Genomic DNA, 24,322 nt, shown 5'->3' on the forward strand with positions numbered 1-24,322 from the left:
GTTGTGCGTCAATGATCAGGGTCGGGCTTGATCGCGATATCAGGCAGCGGGTTGTAGGACGTCCCATAGTCCACCAGCAATTCGTCACCTTTTTTGATGTCCTTCAGCGCTACATAGAACGTCAGGTTTTTCCCGACCCCGACGGAGATCACATTGTTCGACCTCCACACCGGCCCATTGCCCATTTGCGAGGTATTGATCAGGCTCAGGGTGTTGCCCGTATGCAGCGCACTCACCGAGCGCGAGTCCGAACGAGTACCGAACAGGTAGGTCAGGACAGCCCGTGAACCCTGCTTGCGTTGTTCCTGGAACAACGACGCCTCTGATGCATGGTATTTGCCGGCATACGGCCCAAGCACTTCAAATTGGGGAATGTCGCGCCGCGCCCACACCGAAGCGCCTCGATCCGGGCCGCCATCGTCCAGCTTCGTGACCACCTCCAGTGTTTCATCAAACCGCGACTGATGTTGACCTTCGGTGCGCAACCAGTCTTTGATCGACTCCTTCATTTGCACTCTGACGCGCGCTTTCGTCGCAGTATCAAGGTCTGCCAGAAGGCCACTCCAGTTGGTGATACGGATGTCATCGATGGGGCCCTCAAGCAAGCGGGTCAGGCTCACTGCAGGGTTTGTCGGGTCTTGCAGAATCGGCAGTGTGTTGTCGATTTGATGCGGAGGTAATCGCGGGGAGACGCCGGCTTCCACCTTGATAACCACAGGCAAGTCTTGCGTCGATGGCCCGGGGACCGGTTCGCTCGGTGGCGTGTCGGCGGGCTGGTTCTGATCCGGATATTTCGGCGGTGGCGCATCCACAGGCTCTTGCGCAGGGCGCTTTCGTGTCGGAGTCGTCGCCGGTTGGTCGGGCAGGCGAGGCAGTTCGGTGTTCTGCACAGGCGGATAAAGACGCTGCAAAGTCGTGTTCTTCAAAGACCCGTCAAAGTTGACCTGTTTCAGCCATTTGATGGGATCGAGTCGACGTTCGCGCATGAATTGCGTGGGGGTGAAGGTATTGCCCGCTGTCTCGGTCAGCGCCCTCCATTCGCGTAAAAGGTCATCGGTAATCTCTCTATAACGGTGGCGGACCACCGCCATACCAGCAGGTGTCAAAGTACCATTGTGCCGGACATGGCTTTGAAATGTACTCAGCTGCAGATGATGACGACGAGCAAATTCCTCCATTGTCATTGCGTCACGCTGCGCTTGTGTCATGTCCAGCCAGGTATGAATATTTGTTTCGTAGGGCGCGTAGACAGGGGGTTTACGTACGGTAACGCCAGCCTTCGGCGGCTTTGCTTTCAACGCCGGCAATTCATTACCAGTGGTGCCCTGCGCGTTGCCACTCAAAGCCCCGTCCGGCGCCTCAACCTGCGGGATAACAGGTGCATCTGGCTGCAGGACTGGGAGGGGTCGCTTGTTGCTGGTTTGCGCTGCGCGCTTGAGACGCTGCAAGCCCCTGACTTTCAAGGGGCCATTAAATGTAACGTAATTGCGCCATTTGACGGGGTCGAGTTGTCTTTGTTGCATGAATTGCGTTTGCGTGACGACGTTGCCCGGACTCTCGAAAATCGCCTTCCAATCGCGTAAATCGTCCTCGGTAATCGATTTATAGGTGCCGCCGGCCAGGCTGTGCAACAGCGCCTCTCCCTTAGGCTTCAGCGTGCCATTTTGCCGTGCATGTTTTTCGAACACATTGTGATCAAGGTGATGCTGACCGACAAATCCGGACATGGTCATAGTGTCACGCTCAACTTGTGACAGGGCTTGCCAGGTATGAAGATGCATTTTGTTCAGTTGATTGAAGGGGGTATTGGCCGGGCGATGAAGCACGAGCCTGCCGACATCGCTCAACTGGCCATCGACCTTCACGTAATACTCAAAGGTTTTCACGGCCAAGTCGTTCTGTATGGCAAAGCCCCGACGGCCAAGCCTCAATTGTTCTTCGCTCGATAACGCCTCCCAAATCCGTAAATGGTCTGCGGTAACCGTCATGCCCCCAATATTTTGCCGTAAGTGTTTCAGGAACACGTCAGGATCAAAGTGATGCTGACCGACAAATCCGGCCATGGTCATAGTGTTACGCTCAGTTTGTGTCATGGTTTGCCACGCCCGAAGGTGCGTTTCGTCCGGTAGATTGAAGGGCGTGTTGGCCGGGCGATGACGCACGAGCATGCCGGCATCGCTCAACTGGCCATCGAACATCACGAAATACTCAAAGGTTTTCACTGACAGGTCATTCTGTCGGGCAAAACCCTCACGGGTAAGCCTTTGCCGCTCCTCGCCCGACAACGCCTCCCAGGCCTGCAAATGCTCAGCGGTGATCGGCTTGCCCCCACCGCCGGCCCCCAGACGTCGCCATTGGTCACCCTCTATATGCCCGACCCGCAAATGGGTTGGCTTGCCATTGTGATAAATCATTGCATTGACTACGCCCTCCGCCCGGCTGGAAACATCCCGCACCTCGTACACAGCCGTTCTGCCACTGCCGTCGGTATGGCGGATATGAGTCAGGTGCCCATCGGCGGCAATGTACAAGCCCCGACTGTTGCGGGAGAGGCCGGCGATGCGCGACTCGGGAACTTCGAAGTGACCGGACAGCGTATTGCTCAGCTCATGCAGGTCATCAATATGCGCGATGTCCACCTGACCCGCGACAGCCTGGGTCGCGACCCTGAACTCGTCGAGCGGACTGCCATAAGGTCGCATCACGTCGGCATCAAAGGCATACCAGTGGCCATTTTTCAGCACGGCAGCGCCTTCCTTCGTCTGACCAGCGACCTTCACGACCCCTGTCGCCGCAGCGTCATAATCTAGGCTGATTGCCTTCAACACATCGTAACTGCCACTGGCGCCCCTGAGCCGGTTGACGAGTTTGGCGCCTTTGGACAACAGATAAAGACCACCGGTCCCCAGCAGCCTGGCCAGATCCCCCAGACCGCCAACAGGGTTAAGTGCATCGATGGTGGCGACGCCAATGACCTTGACCGCGCGTAATACTCTGGCCCCGCCGGAAAGGGCAGAACGGCCGATCTTGATCAACTTTCCTGCAGTAGCGGCGCCAGCGGTGAGGAACCCGAAGACATCCAGCAAGAGATCGAATACGCCCTCCCCCACGTGGCCTTTGTGAAAATTGACAATGGCTGATCTGAAAGGGATCAGGTTTAGCAAAAACTCGGTCAGCGGCTTGGGACCACCCAGTAATTTGTCCAGGGTGGTCTGCCCGCGCGCCTGTTCTTTTATCGTCGGATCGTCGAGATCGAGGTGCTCGACAAAAGCCTTGGCAATCCCATGGGATCGCTCGCTGTTGAAGCTATCGGGGGGGAATCGGTTCGCGGGGCGCTCACGACCGAGATCATTCGCCGCCTCACGGGGCGTGAACAGTCGGGTGGTAAAAACCCGGTTGGCTTCTCGTGACTCCTGATGCCTCACTCTGTACAGCGCCGTATGTGCAATCGTGCCCTTGTTGAAATTAACTTCGTACGCTTGCGGAGCAACGCCTGCGCGCTCAACCCTGACCAGCAGCCCCGGTTTATTCTGACCGGGCGTCCTGTCGAAAAAACCCGTGCCGATCTGGTATGAGCCTTCCTGGAAAAAGCTGATGGCTCCCCACTCGAAGTTCTTCCGATCCTCCAATGGCAACTGCGAGAGCAGGTGCCTGACCGTTGTATTGACGGCAGCTTTTTTTTCCTCGATCGCGCTTTTGAACTGTGTTTCGAACGCTGTCCGTACGCCAAACTGCGGTTTATCGTTCAGCGTCCTCAGCACCTCGCGCAGTTTTTCCGAGTTGAGTGAACTCAGGCGTTCATCCGCCTTGAACGGTCTGGGATTGGCCCAGTCCATCATGGCGATATCCAGTAATGAATGCAGACCACTCAGCCCGGTCTGTTCGGCTGTACCGCGATATTCATCAGTACTGAATATTGGCTCTTCGAAAAACGCGCCCAGGTCGCCAAATCGCGCTATCAACTGCTCCCGGCCGATGCCTTCCCGTGTGGGCAGTTCGTTATCCAGAGTCCGCGAGGCAGAGAGCCGAGTGACAAGTTGCGCGTTGAAGGTGGTTCTTGCGGATTCCAATTGTGCGGGGAGACGGGTGTCATCGTGGGTTTTGGTGATCACTGCGTTAACGACCCCCCCAATCCAGCAATGCGGCTGTCTGTGCCCACTGGGTGGACCCGGAATCAATCAGGAGAGCTTTTTCGGCTTCACTCATGACGTGGGCAAACGTCATGCCGGGGACTTTCCCCGGCGTATGAGCCTCGATCGTCATGGCTGCAATCGTCAGGTTCGCCCATGCCTGGCTGCCGATCTTCACATCCGCGGGAATGTCTTTGATCAGCCACTGCGGCGCGGCTCTGGCCAGCAAGAGGTGGGCAGCGACTGTTGCCAGTCCCGCGCTGGTTCTGCCTGTGCTGCTCAAGTGCTCGGCGAGGTTATCCAACAGGACGCCAGCGGGTTGGCCCCAATATTCGTCACTGGTCAGATTGAAACCGGCTATTTTGTCGCGGTCAGGGGCGGTGATCGACTCGGGATCCATCTGCAGTGCAATACCGGCCAACAGGTAATCCGTCACGCTGCTTTCGCTGTCAATGCCTTGCATGCTTTTTTGCAGCGCTTTGCCCATCAGTCGGGCCTGCACAGAACTGATCAGAGCTTCGAGCGTTGCGGCAGGGTCGCTCAGTACGTGCTCCGGGAGGGGTTGGCGATAACGCAAGAATTCCAACACACCGCCCCGGGTTTGCATCACCAGCGGCTGGTCGCCCAATGGGTGTTGGTAATTCATCGTGATCAGACGCAAGCGACGTTGTTCATCTGCACTCAATGGAATCGGCCAGGACAACGCCCCGCCCAGATTACCGAGTGAGAGATCCCGGGTCTTGCCAGTGAGGGTATCGCCGTGGGCGGGCGCCATCAACGAGCCGGCTCCATCGGCCATCGGCGGTGGTTGATGGTCAGGCGTAAGCGAGGTCAGCGAGGATTGTGTGGCAACTGCGATAGCGTTTGTCATAGAAGGGACTGTCCATAGTCTGAGAATCATCCTTGTGCGATGTTGATTAATTAATCTATCCGCAAGTGGTTGACGCAGTCGCCTCAGGAGCGCCCGAAATTTGATTCAAAATGTCAGCTTCGCTGGCGCTCCGGCAGGACGTCATTGCTGCCCTCCCGTTCACCCCAGCAACAAACTGTCCGCACCACAACAGTGCGACCGCCCTCCCCGCTAGCACAGAATCGTGACCAACCAGTCACCGTTTTGGCCCTTACCCGTCCATAAACCTGCACTTCGTCGGTGCGTTTACCCCTCCAGACCCGGGTTGCCGTTAACGGCAAACCGATTGTCGAACAATTTACCCATTTGCTCTGGCCCGCTCTAGGATCTGGCCTAGACTGATTTTTTCGGGGCTCGACCCAGCGGTCACATTGGGCAAAAAAAGTCGAAACTTTTGCTTCGCGTGACGGGTCATCTGAGAGACAGGGCCACAGCGACTGGTGCAATCCTTGCAACGGCCCGATCACCCATTCTGCTTGCGCGTGTTGGGTAGCGTTTGCTCACCGATGCGTGGCGCGTTTGCGCCCGGCCACAGGACTTGGCCATGGACATCGCTTGTTCAAGACAAGAATCAGATCAACGATACGGGAGATACATATGATCAGTGCGGCATTGGATATTCAGGGAGAGCGTGCTCAGCAGGCGGTTGGTGAATCGAGCACCATCAGTGTTCCCGGCAGCCGACAGATCAACGTCCCCGGCACCAAAACGCTGACTCCAGTAGCGAGCCAGAACCCCAACAAGAAAAAAGTATTGTTCGTCACCTCGGAAATCGCCGATCTGGTCAAGACCGGCGGCCTGGGTGACGTGTCTGCCGCCCTGCCCCGCGCCATGGCCCATCTGCACGACGTGCGGGTACTGATCCCCGGTTATCCGCAGGTGATGCACAGCGAGAACCCGATCCACATCATCGGGGAACTCGGTGGCCATGCAGCGCTGCCGCCGTGCAAGATCGGGCGCATGGACATGCCCGACGGTCTGGTGATCTACGTGTTGATCTGCCCCGAGCTCTACGAGCGTGAAGGCTCGCCGTACGGCGCGAACAACGGCCGCGACTGGCCGGACAACCATATCCGTTTCGCCCGCCTGGGCCTCGCGGCTGCCGATATCGCCGCCAATCTCGCCCAGATTCACTGGTGCCCGGATCTGGTGCACGCCCATGACTGGCCGGCCGGTCTGGCCCCGGCTTATATGCACTGGCGCGGGCAGCGCACGCCGACCCTGTTCACCATTCACAACCTTGCGTATCAAGGCGTGACCAGCCTCGGCTCGTGCCCGGAACTCGGCATTCCCACCCATGCCCTGCAACAGGAAGGCATGGAGTTCTACGGCAAGATGTCGTTTCTCAAGGCCGGCATGGCTTATTCGAGCCATATCACCACGGTCAGCGCGACTTACGCGCAGGAAATCACCACCCCGGATTTCGGCTGCGGCCTCGACGGCTTTCTCGCCGCCAAGACCCAGCAAGGCTTGCTCAGTGGCATCCCCAACGGCATCGATGAGAGTTGGGACGCTGCCACCGATCCGCACCTGTTCGCACCGTTCGCCATTGGTGACTGGGAAGGCAAAGCGGTCAACGCCGCGCATGTGCGTGAGTTATTTGAATTGAATGACTCAGAGGGCCCGCTGTTCGCCGTGGTGTCGCGACTGGTCTATCAAAAAGGTCTGGACCTGACGATAGCGGTGTCCGAGTACATCGTTAAAAACGGCGGCCAGATCGCGATCATCGGGCGTGGCGAGCCGGAAGAAGAACAAGCCATGCGCGAACTCGCCCTGCGTTTCCCCGGCCAGATCGGTGTGCGCATCGGCTTCAACGAAACCGACGCCCGCCGCATGTTCGCCGGCAGCGATTTCCTGCTGATGCCATCGCGTTATGAACCGTGCGGCTTGAGCCAGATGTACGCCCAGCGTTTCGGTTCGTTGCCGGTGGCGCGCAATACCGGCGGCTTGGCCGACACCATTGAAAACGGCGTCACCGGTTTCCTCTTTGATGAGTCCACCGCCGAGAGTTATCAGGAAGCCCTGAGCCGTGCGTTCAAGGTGTTCGCCTTTCCCGAGTTGCTCAACGCCATGCGCTGCCGCGCCATGGCTGCACCGTTCAACTGGTCCAAGGCTGTCGAACCGTACGCTGAACTTTACGAACGACTGGTGGCCAAGGCGCTGGGTAAAGCTCACCACAAATAATCACGGAGTTGTCACACAATGCCGTTACGGACCCAAGAGAACTGGCCCCACGGCGCGATCATGCAGGACGCCGAACATACACAATTTGCGCTGTGGGCGCCGGATGCGTTTTACGTCAGCGTCGAGCTGGGAGACGGCCAGTCACTGCCGATGTTGCCGCAGGCAGATGGCTGGTTCGTGATCAAGGCCCGCTGCCCGGCGGGTACGCGTTACCGCTTCAACATCGATGGCGAACTGGAGGTGCCGGACCCGGCCTCCAGAGCGCAAGACGGTGACCTCGACCGCCACAGCGTGGTGGTCGATCCGCTGGCCTATCAATGGCGACACAGTACCTGGCACGGTCGGCCGTGGAACGAAGCGGTGATCTACGAGGTGCACGTGGGTGCGCTGGGCGGATTCGCGGCCATTGAAGCGCATCTGTCGCGGCTCGCCGAGTTGGGCATTACCGCCATTGAACTGATGCCCATCGCGCAGTTTCCCGGCGAGCGTAACTGGGGCTACGACGGCGTTCTGCACTACGCGCCACAAGCGTCCTATGGCACGCCGGAGCAACTCAAACATTTGATCGACACCGCCCACGGCCACGGTCTGGCGGTGATACTCGACGTGGTCTACAACCACTTCGGCCCAGATGGCAACTACCTGAGCCACTACGCCAAAGGGTTTTTCCGCGAGGACAAACACACGCCATGGGGCGCCGGGATCGATTTCAGGCGCCGTGAAGTGCGCGAATTCTTCATCGAAAATGCCCTGATGTGGCTGCTTGAGTACCGCTTCGACGGCTTACGCCTGGACGCCGTACATGCCATCGAGGACCCGCATTTTCTCCGTGAACTGGCGCAACGCATCCGCCAGCAAGTCGATCCGGCACGGCATGTCTGGCTCACGGTCGAGAACGAACTGAACCAGTCGAGCCTGCTCGAAGAAGACTACGACGCACAGTGGAACGACGACGGTCATAACGCCTTGCACGTGCTGCTGACCGGAGAAACCGACGCCTACTACGCCGATTATGCGATGCAGCCGACCGAGCAACTGGCGCGCTGCCTGAGTCAGGGGTTCGTGTTCCAGGGCCATATCACCCGTCACGGCGAACCCCGTGGCGAGCCGAGCGAACACCTGCCCTCCACGGCATTTGTGTTGTTCCTGCAGAACCACGACCAGATCGGCAACCGCGCCTTCGGCGAGCGCCTGCATCAACTGGCCGATCCGCGGGCATTGCAAGCCGCCACCGTGTTGCTGCTGCTCTCGCCGATGATCCCGTTGATGTTCATGGGCGACGAGTTTGCGTGTGAGCAACCCTTCCTGTTTTTCACCAGCCACCACGGCGAACTGGCGGAGCTGGTACGTGAAGGCCGGCGCAACGAATTTGCCGCGTTCAGCGCCTTTACCGACCCGCACCAACGCGAGCAGATCCCCGACCCGAATGCCGAACAGACCTTCCATGCCTCACAGCCACGGCTGATCGGCGAGGGCACGGCGCAGCAGAAAGAGACATTTGAGCTGTACCGCCAGCTCCTGCAACTGCGCCATCAATACATCATCCCGCACCTCTGCGGAACCCAGGCCCTGGGCGCGCAAATGCTCGGGCGCGGGGCCGTCAGCGCCCGCTGGCGCCTGGGCGATGGCAGTGAGCTGCGAATCGACCTGAACCTCAGCGATACGGCAGTGGTCAACCCTCCACGGACCGGCGCAGTGTGGCTGTTTCAAAAGCCACCCGCCGAAGAACACGCCGATGAGGGCCTGCTTCCCCCGTATTGCGCGCTCGTCAGCCTCACGGCCGCAACCCCCTTGCAACCTCTGAATGGAGAGCGCCTATGAGCGATGCGCAACTGGAAATTCTTGCAAGCCGCGCCGGCCTTGCCGTCGACTGGATCGACGCCAACGGCCGTCCGCAAAAAGTCGCCCCGGCGGTGCTGCGCAATGTGCTTATCGGGCTCGGCCATCCGGCCAGCACGGCGCAGGAAATCGACGCCAGCCTGTTGGAACTGCAAGCCGTTCAACAAGACCGCCATCTGCCGCCGCTGCTGACCAGCGATGTCGGCGTCGGCGTTGACTTGGCGCGCTATTTCGCCCCGGAAACTCCGTGTGAAATTCATCTTGAAGACGGCTCGCGGTTGAACCTGAAACTCGACTCCGAAGCGGTGTTGCCGGGCCTGATCCCGGTGGGCTATCAACAAGTACACATCGCCGATCAATATTTCACCCTCGCTGTGGCCCCGGAGCGCTGCTTCAGCGTCGGCGATGCGGTCGATAACCCGATTCCCCGCGCCTGGGGCTTGAGTGCGCAGCTGTATGCCTTGCGCCGTCCCGGCGACGGCGGTTTCGGCGACACTCAAGCGCTGGAAGAACTGGTGCGCGTGGCCGGTGAGCGTGGCGCCGATGCCTTGGCAATCAGCCCGCTGCACGCCATGTTCAGCGCCGATACCGGCCGTTATAGCCCTTATTCGCCGTCCAGCCGGCTGTTCCTTAATCCGCTGTACGCCGCACCGGGCGCGATTCTCGGTGAACGCGCCTTGCGCGATGCGATCGATGCCACAGGTTTGGCCGAGCAGTTTGCGCAACTCGAAGACCTGAAACTGATCGACTGGCCTGCGGCTGCCGAGGCCAAGCAAAAGCTTTTGCAAGCCTTGTACGAAGGCTTCGTCGCCGGTGACCATCCGTTACACCCCGACTTTGCCAGTTTCCGCCACGCCGGTGGCGAAGCACTGGAAAACCACTGCCGGTTCGAAGCGATTCAGGAAATGCGCGCCGCCCGTGGCGAAAACCTCGACTGGCGGCAATGGCCAGAGCACTGGCACGACCCGCGCGGCGCCGCGCTGGAAGCCTTTGCCGAGGAATATGCCGAGCGCATCGGCTACTTCGCCTTTTGCCAATGGCTGATCCACCGCTGCCTCGAGCGTGCGCAAACCGCTGCCCGCAGTGCCGGCATGGGCATCGGCCTGATTGCCGATCTGGCCGTCGGTGCTGACGGCGCCGGCAGTCAGGCGTGGAGCTTTCAGGATGAATTGCTCGCCTCGCTCACCGTGGGCGCGCCGCCGGACATTCTCAATCGCTCCGGCCAGGGCTGGGGGATTTCCGCGTTTTCCCCTGAGGGCCTGATTCGCAATGGTTTTCGTGCCTTCATCGACATGCTGCGTGCCAATTTCGCCCACGCCGGCGGCTTGCGCATCGACCACGTCATGGGCCTGCAACGCTTGTGGGTGATCCCCAATGGCGCCGCGCCCGCCGACGGCGCCTACCTGTATTACCCGGTGGATGATCTGCTGCGTTTGCTGACCCTGGAATCCCATCGTCATCAAGCCATCGTCCTCGGCGAAGACCTCGGCACTGTGCCCGATGGCTTGCAGGAAAAACTCATCGCCCGCTCCATGCTCGGCATGCGCGTGCTGTTGTTCGAACAGAACAACAGCCATTTCAAACCGATTCTCGATTGGCCGGACAATGCGCTGGCAACCACCAGCACTCACGACCTGCCGACGCTCAATGGCTGGTGGCATGGCCGCGACATCGACTGGAACGCGCGCCTGGGGTTTGTCGACGCCAACGGCGAAATCGAATGGCGCCATCACCGCCAGCGCGAGCGCGAAGGCCTGCGCAACGCCTTGAGTCAGGACCCGCAGAATTTTCGCGAGGAGTCCCACGAGGCCGATCAAGTGGTCGATGCCAGCGTGCGTTTCCTGGGCCACACCCGTGCGCCGCTGGTGCTGTTACCGCTGGAAGATGCGCTGGGCATTAACGAGCAGGCCAATCTGCCGGGGACCATCGACACCCATCCGAACTGGTCGCGACGCTTGCCCGCCCCGAGCGAAACCTTGCTCGATGGCGCGGATGCGGCGCGACGTCTTGAACTACTGGCGTGCGCGCGCCTCCAGGCTGCCGAGCGTGACCAATGAATCAAACGCTTATCCAGCCATTGCGTGCGACATTACGTCTGCAATTTCATAAGGGCTTCACCCTCGAACAAGCCGTGCCGCTGGTGCCGTACTTTGCCCGACTGGGCATCAGCCACATTTACGCCTCGCCGCTGCTCGCCGCCCGCGCAGGTTCAATGCATGGCTACGACGTGGTCGACCCGACTCAGGTCAATCCGGAACTGGGTGGCGAACCCGCGTTGCGGCGTCTGGTCAGCACCCTGCGTGACCACGACATGGGGCTGATCCTCGACATCGTTTCCAACCACATGGCGGTCGGCGGCAATGACAATCCGTGGTGGCTGGATTTGCTCGAATGGGGACGCCTGAGTCCCTATGGCGAATTCTTCGACATCCAGTGGCACTCGCCGGACCCGCTGATGGAAGGCCAGTTGCTGCTGCCGTTTCTCGGCAGCGATTACGGGGTCGCGTTGCAGGAAGGCACGCTGAAGCTGCGCTTCAATGCGCAGACCGGCAGCTTTTACGTCGAGCATTACGACCATCACTTCCCGATCTGCCCGAATGATTACGGTGAGTTGCTCAAATCCGCAGAGGCGTTGAAACCACTGGCCGATCGTTTCACTGCGCTCAGCTATCAGACCGACGCCCATTCGCTGGCCATGCCATTAAAGGAAGAGTTGCGGCAACTGGCGAGCGATCCGCGAACGCTCGACGCGATCCAAAGCCTTCTGGCGCACTACGATTCCACCACCGAGGAAGGCTTCCACAAGCTGCATCAATTGCTGGAGCGTCAGAGCTATCGTCTGGCGAGTTGGCGCACGGCGGCGGACGACATCAACTGGCGGCGCTTCTTCGACATCAACGAGCTCGGTGGGCTGCGCGTCGAGCGCCCGGCGGTGTTCGAAGCCACCCACGGCAAAATCTTCCAGTTGATCGCTGAAGGGCTGGTCGACGGTCTGCGCATCGACCATATCGACGGCCTCGCCGATCCGCGTGGTTATTGCCGCAAACTGCGGCGGCGCGTCGATCTGCTGGCACCGGGCAGGCACCTGCCGATCTACATAGAGAAGATCCTCGGCGCCGGTGAAACCCCGCGCCGCGACTGGGCAGTGGACGGCACCACCGGTTATGAGTTCATGAACCAGTTGTCGCTGCTGCAACACGACCCGGACGGCGAATACGTGCTCGGTGATCTGTGGCAACGGCGCAGCGAACGCCCCGCCGCGTTCATCGAAGAAGCACAACTGGCGCGGCAGCAAATTCTCAACGGCTCGCTGGCCAGTGATTGCGAAAGCGTCGCCCAGGCCCTGCTGCAAGTCGCCCGCGATGACCTGATGACCCGCGATTTGACCCTGGGTGCAATCCGCCGGGTGTTGCAGGCGCTGATCGTGCACTTCCCGGTGTACCGCACTTACATCAGCGCCTTGGGCCGCTCGGCGCAGGACGAGGTGTTTTTCCAGCAGGCCATGGACGGCGCCCGGCAAACGCTGAGCGAAGCCGACTGGCCGGTGCTCGACTGCGTTGCCGCCTGGCTCGGTGGCACACCGTGGCGGCGCAAACCGCACGGCCGCTCACGCAAGATTCTCAAGCATGCCTGCGTACGCTTTCAACAACTGACTTCTCCGGCGGCGGCCAAAGCGGTCGAGGACACCGCGCTGTACCGCTCGGCGGTACTGTTGTCGCGCAATGACGTCGGCTACAACACTGAACAGTTCAGTGCCCCGGTCAGCGACTTTCATGCGGTCAATCAGCAACGGTTGAATGAATTCCCCGACAACTTGCTCGCCACCGCGACCCATGATCACAAACGTGGCGAAGACACCCGCGCACGGCTGGCCGTGCTCAGTGAACGCAGCCATTGGTACGCCGAGCAGATCGAACTATGGCGCGCCCTCGCCCGCCCGGTGCGGGTTGACGAGCAAATGCCGTCGAGCGGCGATGAGCTGATCCTCTATCAAGCGTTGCTGGGCAGTTGGCCGCTGCAATTGTGCGATGACGATCAGGCCGGGTTCGCCGACTACGCCAGACGCATCTGGCAATGGCAACAGAAAGCCCTGCGCGAGGCGAAGCTGCAAAGCAGTTGGAGCGCACCCAATGAAGCCTATGAAAACGCCGCGCAGGCGTTCACGGAAAAACTCCTCACCGGTGAAGAAGGCGAACTGCTGCGCGCAGCACTGAGCAAGACCGTCAACAGTATCGCCGCTGCCGGCGCCCTCAATGGCTTGGCGCAAACCTTGCTGCGCATGACCGTGCCGGGGGTGCCGGATCTGTATCAGGGTAACGAGTTCTGGGACTTCAGCCTAGTCGATCCGGACAATCGCCGGCCGGTGGATTACGCCGCTCGCGAGCAATCACTGCAAGCACCTGCGCCGATCGCGGACTTGTTGCCGCACTGGCGTGACGGGCGCATCAAGCAAGCCTTGATCGCCCAAGTGTTGAACCTGCGTGTCGAGCATGCCGAGCTGTTCCGCCGTGGCAGCTACCAGGCCCTGGAAGTGCTCGGCAGTCAGGCGCACAACGTGCTCGCGTTTGCCCGTGAGCACGAGGGGCAGCAGGCCATCGTGATCGTGCCGATCCGTTGCGCAAACCTGCTGGAAAACGGTGCTGTACCTCAGGTTGATGCGCTGCGCTGGGGCGATACGCGGGTGGTTCTACCGTTCGCCGCCTCTGAAACAAACCTGAAGGGACTTTTTTCAAGCCGCGCAGTCACAAAAAACAGGGAGCTGAATATCAGCGACGCGCTGGGGGATGTCCCGGTCAATCTCTTTATCCAACACTTAACGTGAGCATGAGTTCAGATCAGGAGCATTGCGATGAGTACCGACGATAAACGCATTCGCGAATTCGCCTATCAAATCTGGGAATCGGAAGGCAAGCCTGAAGGGCACGAGGAGCGCCACTGGGAGATGGCGCGCAAACTGGCCGAAGCGGAAGCCCTGGCACCGAAGAAACCACCGAAGGCTGCCGGCAGCAAAACCGCAGGCAAGGCCGCCGAGGCCAAAGCGCCGGCCGCCAAACCGAAACCTGCGGCCAAAGCCAAACCCGCCAGCGCCGCCAAAGTGATTCCCCCGGGCGAAAAAGCCGCCGAGAAAAAGCCTAAAGCGCCGCGAAAGCCTTCGGCGATCTGACGCTTACCGGACTGTTGAAATGAATCAATGTGTGGCGGGTCAGCTCGCCACCCAGGGCTCACTCGCCCTCAAGAAACACACAAAACCCCTGTGGGAGCGAGCCTGCTCGCGAAAGCGTCGGCACATCCGACACCTCTGTTAGCTGACCCAGCGCTTTCGCGAGCAGGCTCGCTCCCACAGGGGAAACAGTGTCAACCGAACCATCCCGATTTTTGCAGGAGCAATCATGACCCGTCCAAAGAAAGCCGAGCCCACCGCGCACGCCGAGCCGTCGAGAATCCGTGAAGGCCTGCCCTTCCCGCTCGGAGCGACCTGGGATGGTCTGGGGGTGAACTTTGCTCTGTTTTCCGCCAACGCCACCAAGGTCGAACTGTGCATCTTCGACGATGCCGGCGAGGTCGAACTCGAACGCATCGAACTGCCCGAATACACCGACGAGATTTACCACGGCTACTTGCCCGATGCGCACCCGGGGCTGATCTACGGCTACCGCGTCTACGGCCCGTATGACCCGGCCAACGGCCACCGTTTCAACCACAACAAATTGCTCATCGACCCGTACGCCAAACAATTGGTCGGCGAACTGAAATGGTCGGAAGCGCTGTTCGGCTACACCATCGGCCACCCTGACGCCGATCTGAGTTTCGACGAACGCGACAGCGCGCCCTTCGTGCCCAAATGCAAGGTCATCGACCCGGCGCACACCTGGGGCAACGACCACCGCGTCAGCGTGCCGTGGGACAAGACCATCATTTATGAAACCCATGTGCGCGGCATCAGCATGCGCCACCCTGCGGTGCCGGAGAACGTGCGCGGTACCTTCGCCGGGTTGATGGTCGACGACGTGCTCGAACACATTCGCAAGCTCGGCGTTTCCACGGTCGAGTTGCTGCCAATTCACGCCTTCGTCAACGACCAGCACTTGCTGCACAAAGGCATGACCAACTACTGGGGCTACAACAGCATCGCGTTTTTCGCCCCCGACCCGCGCTATCTCGCCAGCGGCAAGATCGCCGAGTTCAAGGAGATGGTTGCGCACCTGCACGAAGCCAATCTCGAAGTGATTCTCGACGTGGTCTATAACCACACCGCCGAAGGCAACGAGCAAGGCCCGACCCTATCGATGCGCGGCATCGACAACGCCTCATACTACCGACTGATGCCGGATGACAAACGCTTCTACATCAACGATTCCGGCACCGGCAACACCCTCGACCTGAGTCATCCGTGCGTGCTGCAAATGGTCACCGACTCGCTGCGCTACTGGGCCAGTGAGATGCATGTCGACGGCTTCCGTTTCGATCTGGCGACCATTCTCGGCCGCTATCACGACGGTTTCGACGAGCGCCACAGCTTCCTCGTCGCCTGTCGTCAGGACCCGGTGTTGCGTCAGGTGAAAATGATCGCCGAGCCGTGGGACTGCGGCCCCGGTGGCTATCAGGTCGGCAACTTCCCGCCGGGCTGGGTCGAATGGAACGACAAGTTCCGCGACACCGTGCGTGCGTTCTGGAAAGGTGATGACGGCCAGGTTGCCGACTTCGCCAGTCGCATGACCGCCTCCGGCGAGATGTTCAACCAGCGCGGGCGGCGTCCGTATTCCTCGGTGAACTTCATCACCGCCCACGACGGTTTCACTCTCAACGATCTGGTCTCGTACAACGACAAGCACAACGAAGCCAACGACGAGAACAATCAGGACGGCAGCAACAACAACCTGTCGTGGAACCACGGCGTCGAAGGCCCGACCGACGATCCGGAAATCAATGCCCTGCGCCACCGGCAGATGCGCAATTTCTTCGCCACGTTGCTGCTGGCCCAAGGCACGCCGATGATCGTCGCCGGTGACGAGTTCGCGCGCACTCAGGACGGCAACAACAACGCCTATTGCCAGGACAGCGAAATCGGCTGGGTCAACTGGGATCTGAGCGAGGACGGCAAGGCCCTGCTCAAGTTCGTCAAACGTCTGATCAAGTTGCGTCTGGCCTATCCGATCCTGCGCCGTGGGCGTTTTCTGGTTGGCGAGTACAACGAGGACATCGGCGTCAAGGACGTCACCTGGCTGGCCCCGGACGCCACCGAGATGACCACCGAGCACTGGCACGACGCGCACAATCGCTGCCTGGGCATGTTGCTCGATGGTCGCGCGCAAGAAACCGGCATTCGCCGCAAAGGCGCCGACGCGACCCTGCTGCTGGTGGTCAACGCCCATCATGACGTCGTCAACTTCACGTTGCCGGAAGTGCCGGAAGGCAGTTTCTGGACCTGCATGATCGACACCAATCAGCCGGCGATCCGTGGCCAGGAACGCTTCGACTTCGGCCACGAATACTCGGTCACCGGGCGCTCGCTGCTGCTGTTCGAACTGCAACGTGAAGAAGAAGACTGATATGGACTTGCACAACTACATCGCTCGCCGTCCGCCGGACTATGCCGACACGGTGGCCCTCGGCAATTGTCTGCGGGCCATGGTCGAGGCCGGGCTGGACCGTTTGCCGTTGCCGGGCAGTGGCCACACGCTGGAACGTTTTCAGTGTCTGGCGCAGGTCGCCGGGCATGATCTCGGTTTGTGCAAACTGTTCGAAGGCCATACCGACGCACTGGCGATTATCGAGCAACTGGGCGGCACGCCGACGCCGGGCAGCACCTGGGGCATGTGGGCGGCTGAACCGCCGCAGGCGCGAGTCAAGGTCAGCCAGGCCAGGCACATGGTCACGCTGCACGGGCGCAAGGCCTGGTGCTCCGGGGCCGCCGTGCTCAGCCATGCCTTGCTCACCGCGTGGGATGCCGAGGATCAGCAACAACTGGTGGCCGTCGCCCTCGACCAACCTGGCGTGACCGTCACCGAGCAAGGCTGGCAAGCCGTGGGCATGGCCGCCACCGGCAGCGTGGAGGTGCTGTTCGACGGCGCCGAAGCGCAGGCCATCGGCAATCCCGGCGACTATCTGCAACGACCGGGCTTCTGGCAAGGCGGGATCGGGATTGCGGCGTGCTGGTATGGCGCCGCCAGGCAAATTGCCGAAGCGTTGCGCGCACAGTGTGGACAGCGCCCGGAGCCGCACGCCCTCGCCCACCTTGGCGCGGTCGATAGCGCCTTGCAGGCAGCCGCCGATGTGCTGCGTTTCAGCGCCCTGCACATCGATGCACATCCCGAAGACAACGCCGAACTGCTCGCCCGTCGTGCCCGCGCGGTGGTCGAACAGTCAGCTGAGCAGGTGATCCGTGAAGTCGGTCGCGCCCTCGGCGCCGGGCCGTTTTGCAAGAATCGCCACTTTGCCCGGCTCAGCGCTGATCTGCCGGTGTTCCTGCGGCAAAGCCACGCCGAACGCGACCTCGCGGCCCTGGGCCAAATGGTCACCGCCCAATCCAGGGAGGCATGGCGGCTATGAGCGCGGTCAAGAAAGATAATCCGATCGTCGGCCAAGGCACGTCACTGCAGCAATGGCAGGGCTCGCGGCAACTGGCGGAACTGGACAGCATCGATGTTCTCGATCTGGTCCCGCCGGGTTCGCGGGCGGTGATCATTGCGCCGCACCCTGACGATGAAGTGCTCGGTTGCGGCGGTTTGTTGCAACTGCTCGCCGCCGCTGGCCGACCTTTGCAACTGATCTCGGTCACCGACGGCAGCGCCAGTCATCCCGGTTCCGAGCGCTGGTCCGTCGAGCGCCTCAGCGTGATCCGTCCGCAGGAATCCTCTGAAGCACTGCGCCGTCTCGGCGTACCCATGCATCGTCTGAAGTGGCTGCGTGGCGGGTTCACCGACACCCAGGTGGCGGCGCAAGAAGCCGAGCTGAGCGATTTCCTCGAGCGCCATCTGCGCGCCGAAGATGTCATTTTTACCACGTGGCGCGAAGACGGCCATTGCGACCACGAAGCCGTCGGCCGCGCCAGTGCCGAGGCCGCCCGCCGCGTCGGTGCGAGTTGCCATGAACTGCCGGTGTGGACGTGGCACTGGGCAACCCCGGAAGACGCCGTCGTACCCTGGCAACGGGCACGCAAGATTCTCCTGACGCCGGCGCAAGTCGCGCGCAAGCGCCACGCGGTGCATGCCTTCGCCAGTCAACTGGAAGGCGATGCTGACGCCGGACTCGCTCCGGTGCTGGCGCCCTACGTGCTTGATCGCCTGTTGCAGCCCTTCGAAGTGGTGTTTCTATGAGTGTCGAGGATCGCTATTTCGACGGCCTGTTTGCCGGCAACGATGACCCGTGGGCCTTCCGCGATCGCTGGTACGAGCAGCGCAAACGCGCGATCACCCTCGCCGCCCTGCCGCGTCCGCATTATCGGGCAATCTTTGAGCCGGGATGCGCCAACGGCGAGTTGAGCGCCGAACTGGCCAGCCGCTGCGATCGCTTGCTGTGCTGCGACACCGCCAGTGCGGCGGTGACCTTGGCGCGCACGCGTTTGAGTCTGTTCGATCACGCCGAAGTGCGGCAAAACCGTCTTCCCGGCGACTGGCCGGAGGAAAAATTCGACCTGATTGTATTTAGCGAGATCGGCTACTACCTCGATGGCGAAGATCTGACAGAAGTAATCCGTCGGGCCAGTGATTGCCTGACTGCCGACGGCCAGCTCCTCGCCTGTCACTGGCGTCCGCCCATCGATGGCTGCCCGCTGAACGCGCGACAGGTTCATGACCTGATCCACGAAAAACTGCATCTGCCGCGACTGGTGCTGCATCAGGAAGCGGATTTCATCCTTGAGCTGTGGAGCCGCGAACCGCGCTCGGTGGCGGCACTGGAGGGATTGCGATGATCGGCATTTTGATCCCGGCGCACAACGAGGAAGACTTGCTCGACGATTGCCTGAAGGCAGCGATGCGCGCCAGCCGGCACGGCTTGCTGGCCGGCGAACGGGTCGAGGTATTGGTGGTGCTCGACAGCTGCACTGACCGCTCGGCGCAAATTGTCAGCGGCTATCCAGTGCTGAGCCTTCACATCGACGCGCGCAATGTTGGTAAGGCCCGCGCGGCGGGTGCACAGCTTTTGCTGGAGCGCGGCGCGCGCTGGATCTCCTGCTCGGATGCCGACAGCCGCGTGGCCGACGACTGGCTGGTGGCGCAGTTGGGCTTGGGTGCGGACGCAGTCTGCGGTACCGTCACGGTCGAACGCTGGCATGAGTCGTTCGATGCGGCGGCGCAAATCCGCTACCACCGGCATTACCGTGCCTGCGATGGCCATCGGCACATTCATGGCGCTAATCTGGGCATCAGCGCCGACGCTTATCGCTGGGCCGGAGGCTTTAAACCGTTGGCGTGCGACGAAGATGTGCAGCTGGTGAGGGAGCTGGAACGGGACGGTGCCAACATCGCCTGGAGTCATCGCCCGCAAGTCCACACCAGCGCTCGATTCGACAGCCGTGCTCGCGGTGGCTTTGGTGACTATCTGCGAAATCTGGCACAGGTGGAGCAAAAAAAAGCGGATCAGATTGATCTGTGACGCGACGGATCTGCCTTCATGAGCAATACTCTGCTGCGCGGCAATCCAGGGTTCGGAGCGTCGCAAGGCATTCAACCAGCCTTCACGGGTCGGTGGCGTCTGGCAATCACGGCCACGCACACGACTGAGGGCGAGACAACACAAGGACGTCAGACCATGAAACCGTTATCCCTGAGCGACAGCAGTCTGCCGGCGCAAATATGGAACAGCGCCGCACAACTGGACAACATTCCCGTCATCAATACCCGCAGCCTGGTGCCCGACGGTGCCCGCGCCGTGGTCATCGCGCCGCATCCCGGCGATGAAGTGGTCACCTGCGGCGGACTGCTGCAATTACTTGCCAGCCTAGGCCATCCGCTGCAACTGCTGTCGATCACTGACGGCAGTGCCAGCCACCCGGGCTCGCGGCAGTGGTCGGAAAAACGCCTGAGCGTGTTTCGCCCGCAAGAAAGCGTCGAAGCCTTGCGCCGCCTCGGTCTGCCGATGCACAGCCTGAAATGGGTGCGTGGCGGCTTCACCGACAACGCCCTGTGCGACCAGCAGGCGCAAGTGACCGAGTTCATCAGCCGTTACCTGCGCCCCGGTGACGTGGTGTTCAGCACCTGGCGCGGCGATGGCAACGACGATCACGAAGCAGTGGGACGGGCCAGCGCGCAAGCGGCGGAACAGGCCGGCGCGACGTTCCATGATGTACCGGTCTGGGCGTGGCACTGGCCCGAGCGCGACCAACAGATGATCCCATGGGAGCGTGCACGCAAACTGCGCCTCGACACCTGGACCGTGGCGCGCAAGAGCCACGCCACTCACGCCTATGCCAGCCAGCTCAAGGGCGAACCGGCCATAGGCATCGCGCCGATGCTACCGCCGGTAATTCTTGAGCGGATGCGTTTGCCGTATGAAATCGTCTTCGTCTGACTGCTACAAGATTCAAAAACAGCAAAATCCCTGTGGGAGCTGGCTTGCCAGCGATGCGTCGGGTCAGCCAATGAAGGCGTCGCTGGTGGCGCCATCGCGGGCAAGCCCGCTCCCACGGAACCCGTAGCCTTAAAAAACCACGCCTGACCGCCTTAACCGTTCGTCTGGAAACCGCCCATACCTGTCAACTCTGACAGTACCCGGTTTCTCCTGCCTGATGTGTGATGAGCCCACTTTCCGAACGCATTCGGGCCTCTCGTCTCCAGGAGCAAGTGATGGATATCCAGTCCTCTGTACTCAACGAACTGTTCGTGCTGTACCCGGTGATCATTCAGGGCTGGGTCACCCCGGTAAAACCGGACGGTATTGCCCACGGCGGCATTCCCAAAGTGCTCTACGACGGGCAACCACAGGGCCTTGAGTGCCTGATCGATCCCTGGACCGAGTTGCAACTGAAATCCTGGACCATGGCCGCCGATGATCGCGTGGATTTGTACGTCAACGACGACCCCTCACCGGCAACCGGCACGACCGTGAAACCCGGGGAGGAAAATCTGCGCGTGCGTCTGTACCTGCCCCACGGGCATTTGAGGCAGGGTCCGAATCCGCTGAAATATATAGTCACCCGCGTCGGCGGCAACACTGAGACATCCCGTGAACTGGTGGTGCTGTATCACCTGCGCGCACCGGACAGTCTGGATCTGGTCATCCCGCCAGACGTTATCAAGGACGGTGTCAGCGCCGCACGGGCCGCACAAGGAGTGATATTCACGTTCCTCTATAACAATCGACGCCAATACGACCGCATCCAATGCCTGGTGGGCGATACCCAATTCTGGTTCGACGTCCCCGACGGCACAGCACCCATCACTTACACCCTGTACACCGACACCTTCCGCGCGGCGGGCGACAACCCCAGCGCGGTGGTCGAATTCTTTGTCGTCGACCAGTTGGGCAACCGTAGCCAATCACCGGAGAAACGGCTGGATATTCATCTGGATCGAGTGGATCTGACCACGCCAGTTCTCGACAACGTATTGGACGCCGCCAATAAGGAAGTGCTGGAGGGCACAAGCACTTTTAGCACCACGCTGAAACTCAAAGGCAAGGCGAGCAATGGTCAGCAAGTCGAGATTTTTGACGGGAGCGGTGCCAGCGCGGTGCCCAAAGGCACAGTAACCGCCCATCCAACGACGGGCGAATGGGAACGCACGATCACCGTACCGGTGGGTGTTCGCCGGTTGTATGCCAAGGCGCTGTATGCGGTGAGTCCGGTGTATTCGAATGTGCGTAACCTGACCGTTACGGCCGCCACCACTCCGACACTGGTCAATGTGCTGGATGCGAGCAACGAGGAAGTGCTGGAAGGTACGTTCACCATCAGCACCACACTGAAACTCAGAGGCAAGGCCAGCAACGGACAGCAAGTCGAGATTTTTGACGGGAGCGGCGCCAGCGCCGTCCCCAAAGGCACAGTAACCGCCCATCCAACGACAGGCGATTGGGAGCACGAGATTACCGTGCCGGTGGGTGCTCGCCGGTTGTATGCCAAGGCACTGTATGCCGTGAGTCCGGTGTATTCGAATGTGCGTAACCTGACCGTTACGGCCGCCACCACTCCGACACTGGTCAATGTGCTGGATGCGAGCAACAAGGAAGTGCTGGAAGGTACGTTCACCATCAGCACCACACTGAAACTCAGAGGCAAGGCCAGCAACGGACAGCAAGTCGAGATTTTTGACGGGAGCGGCGCCAGCGCTGTGCCCAAAGGCAAAGCAACCGCTCATCCAGCGACAGGCGATTGGGAGCACGCGATCACCGTACCGGTGGGTGCTCGCCGGTTGTATGCCAAGGCGCTGTATGCGGTGAATCCGGTGGATTCGAATGTGCGCAATCTGACCGTAACATCGCCATCGGACTTTGTAATAACACCGTCCACTTTAACTATTAACGGGTTTAACTTGTTCATCGAAGACTCTGGGTTGAACTGGACTAAAACGGGTGCCGACGCCCCGAATACTTTCCAGCAAGTGACAGTAACGGGCGGTGTTCCACCCTACTTTTACAGTATCCCTCCAAACCAATTCGCATCCGTAGACTCCACCGGATTAGTCAGATCGATAGGGAACGGCACGTCGACACTCACCGTCAGGGACAGCGCTGGGAATGCCAAAACTGTCAGCGTGAATACGTCAAGCGTTTACAAAATCCTGGTCAATAACACACCGCAGAGCCGTGCCCAGGCAGAGGCTTGGATGAGGTCTGTAGGAGGTACACCGATATATGACCAACCCGACGACGAACAGTACAAACACGAAAATTATGTCTCCTTTCAAATCGTCTCAAAATTCAATCGACCACCCGGTGAACGGCAGGACTATCACAACGTAAGATTGCGGAAAAACAACGCAGAAACATACATTACAATAAACGCGAGACCTAATTACAGATGGTGTTGGACATCTAACTCCCCCCCAACACTTGTTGCTCCAGCCATGTGCAAAAAACCAATTTAGCCATGCCGTGAGCAATTGAGGAGAGACCACTTTTTCATAATGTGGTCTCTCCCCTTTTAGCGTTCGCCGCGCAATACAGGAGCTGCCGAACATTTATCAGGGACAAACATTTATCAGGGACAGACCACGTTTCTATCCAGACAGATCACCCGGGTAAAAAGGGGACGGACTTATTTAACCATTGATTTAAACAGCGGGGCTTGATCGAGATTTTTCTGCTGACCGGGATGGCCCTTTCGCGAGCAAGCTCGCTCCCACAGGGAAACGCATTCCAAATGTGGGAGCGAGCCTGCTCGCGAAGGGGCCAGTGAAGTCAGCGCAAATTGCGTTTTAAACTCAGGCGTTTAAAGGACACCTCCAGACACGCCTTTCAGGCTACAAATTCTTGCGTCATTGCCTACAGCCAAGCCAGAATCCGCCGGCTTGTGCGCCTTGGGGTCGGGTTCTATTGTGGGTCGGTCGCTGATTGTTCAGTGATCGGGTTTAGCAGCCCGGATGTTTCTCTAGACGCACAAAGTCCGTTGCCGTTATGGCGGCTTTGCGTGGGGCACTTCGGTGCGCCGGGTTCTAGAGTCCTGGTCTGCTAACCCGCGTACAGCCGCCACCTCCTTCGTTAGCAGCGAACGGTGGCAGCTTCACTACTCTAGAGGCTTTACCGATGATCAAACCAACGCCAAACCCACCCGAAACCGACCCCACCTCCCCCTACGAATCCCTCGATTCAAAAAAACTCCACGAAGCCGCCGACCGCGCTCTCGACCACTACCTCTGCCCACCCGGCTCGACGCCACCGCCCCGTAAAACCCGCAGGATGTACGCCGTAACTGCAGACTTCAAAAACGAGGAGCTGCTGGCCGAGGCCTTCGAGACCCTCGCGTCGGCAAGAACCATCGCCCATGACTTCGCCCATCTCATACCCGCGTCGCAGCGCCGGACGCTGATGGGCATTGCGCAACTGATCATGCTCGGGGAGCTGGCGGTGAACCGGGTGATGGATAATTTGCAGTTGCCGGACTGACACCAGCCCACCCTGTGGCGGGGCAGCTTGTCGAATCGTCGCACCGTCTCGCTCGGCTGCGCAGCAGTCGTAAATCCTGAGTACGCAGTATTCTGAAGGATTGAATTCTCAGGTTTTGGGGCGGCTATGCAGTCCATCGGGGCTGAGTCCCTTTACCACCATCACGACTGTAGGAGCTGCGGCACGCTGCGATCTTTGGATCTTGATTTTTAAC

Annotated in this window: 15 protein-coding genes; 13 read left to right on the forward strand and 2 right to left on the reverse strand. The window is 60.2% G+C overall.

Annotated features, from left to right (window positions below):
* Positions 1–8 precede the first annotated feature (8 nt).
* Together P3G59_RS15520 and P3G59_RS15525 are read right to left on the reverse strand one after the other, a co-directional pair.
* Complete coding sequence (locus tag P3G59_RS15520; RefSeq protein ID WP_277757934.1) at positions 9–4,112, reverse strand: SET domain-containing protein-lysine N-methyltransferase; 4,104 nt, start codon at positions 4,110–4,112, stop codon at positions 9–11.
* Between the two features lie 4 nt (positions 4,113–4,116).
* Entirely contained in the window at positions 4,117–5,001 is an 885-nt protein-coding gene (locus P3G59_RS15525) for a hypothetical protein (RefSeq protein WP_277757935.1), read from the reverse strand.
* Positions 5,002–5,637: 636 nt separating this feature from the next.
* Between P3G59_RS15525 and glgA the strand changes: the two genes are divergently transcribed.
* From glgA to P3G59_RS15590, 13 genes are all read left to right on the forward strand, one after another.
* A complete protein-coding gene (gene glgA / locus P3G59_RS15530; protein ID WP_277757936.1) occupies positions 5,638–7,224 on the forward strand; it encodes a glycogen synthase GlgA in 1,587 nt (528 codons plus the stop codon).
* Positions 7,225–7,242: 18 nt separating this feature from the next.
* Positions 7,243–9,045, forward strand: coding sequence for a malto-oligosyltrehalose trehalohydrolase (treZ, locus tag P3G59_RS15535; protein WP_277757937.1), 1,803 nt, complete (start codon positions 7,243–7,245; stop codon positions 9,043–9,045).
* The gene (gene malQ, locus P3G59_RS15540; RefSeq protein WP_277757938.1) at positions 9,042–11,120 is read left to right on the forward strand and encodes a 4-alpha-glucanotransferase; all 2,079 of its coding nucleotides are present in this window, start codon (positions 9,042–9,044) and stop codon (positions 11,118–11,120) included. The genes treZ and malQ overlap by 4 nt, the downstream gene beginning before the upstream one ends.
* Positions 11,117–13,885 carry a malto-oligosyltrehalose synthase gene (locus P3G59_RS15545; RefSeq protein WP_277757939.1) on the forward strand — a complete coding sequence of 923 codons (2,769 nt, stop codon included), beginning with the start codon at positions 11,117–11,119 and terminating at the stop codon, positions 13,883–13,885. Before malQ ends, P3G59_RS15545 begins: the two co-directional genes overlap by 4 nt.
* 27 nt (positions 13,886–13,912) lie before the next feature.
* The gene (locus P3G59_RS15550) at positions 13,913–14,227 is read left to right on the forward strand and encodes a DUF2934 domain-containing protein (RefSeq protein ID WP_277757940.1); all 315 of its coding nucleotides are present in this window, start codon (positions 13,913–13,915) and stop codon (positions 14,225–14,227) included.
* Between the two features lie 226 nt (positions 14,228–14,453).
* A complete protein-coding gene (glgX, locus tag P3G59_RS15555; RefSeq protein WP_277757941.1) occupies positions 14,454–16,613 on the forward strand; it encodes a glycogen debranching protein GlgX in 2,160 nt (719 codons plus the stop codon).
* Position 16,614: 1 nt separating this feature from the next.
* Positions 16,615–17,613 carry an acyl-CoA dehydrogenase family protein gene (locus tag P3G59_RS15560; RefSeq protein ID WP_277762165.1) on the forward strand — a complete coding sequence of 333 codons (999 nt, stop codon included), beginning with the start codon at positions 16,615–16,617 and terminating at the stop codon, positions 17,611–17,613.
* Entirely contained in the window at positions 17,610–18,380 is a 771-nt protein-coding gene (locus P3G59_RS15565) for a PIG-L family deacetylase (RefSeq protein WP_277757942.1), read from the forward strand. Before P3G59_RS15560 ends, P3G59_RS15565 begins: the two co-directional genes overlap by 4 nt.
* Positions 18,377–18,976, forward strand: coding sequence for an SAM-dependent methyltransferase (locus tag P3G59_RS15570; RefSeq protein WP_277757943.1), 600 nt, complete (start codon positions 18,377–18,379; stop codon positions 18,974–18,976). The genes P3G59_RS15565 and P3G59_RS15570 overlap by 4 nt, the downstream gene beginning before the upstream one ends.
* Positions 18,973–19,659: a glycosyltransferase gene (locus P3G59_RS15575; protein ID WP_277757944.1), complete on the forward strand. Its 687-nt coding sequence runs from the start codon at positions 18,973–18,975 to the stop codon at positions 19,657–19,659. Before P3G59_RS15570 ends, P3G59_RS15575 begins: the two co-directional genes overlap by 4 nt.
* Before the next feature lie 156 nt (positions 19,660–19,815).
* Positions 19,816–20,574 (forward strand): PIG-L family deacetylase, encoded by a 759-nt coding sequence (locus tag P3G59_RS15580; RefSeq protein WP_277757945.1) that lies wholly within the window; start codon positions 19,816–19,818, stop codon positions 20,572–20,574.
* A gap of 275 nt (positions 20,575–20,849) precedes the next feature.
* Entirely contained in the window at positions 20,850–23,090 is a 2,241-nt protein-coding gene (locus P3G59_RS15585) for a hypothetical protein (protein WP_277757946.1), read from the forward strand.
* A gap of 658 nt (positions 23,091–23,748) precedes the next feature.
* Complete coding sequence (locus P3G59_RS15590; protein WP_277757947.1) at positions 23,749–24,108, forward strand: DUF6124 family protein; 360 nt, start codon at positions 23,749–23,751, stop codon at positions 24,106–24,108.
* The last annotated feature ends 214 nt before the right edge of the window (positions 24,109–24,322 follow it).

It is taken from the genome of Pseudomonas sp. A34-9 (genome assembly GCF_029543085.1).
Classification (GTDB): domain Bacteria; phylum Pseudomonadota; class Gammaproteobacteria; order Pseudomonadales; family Pseudomonadaceae; genus Aquipseudomonas.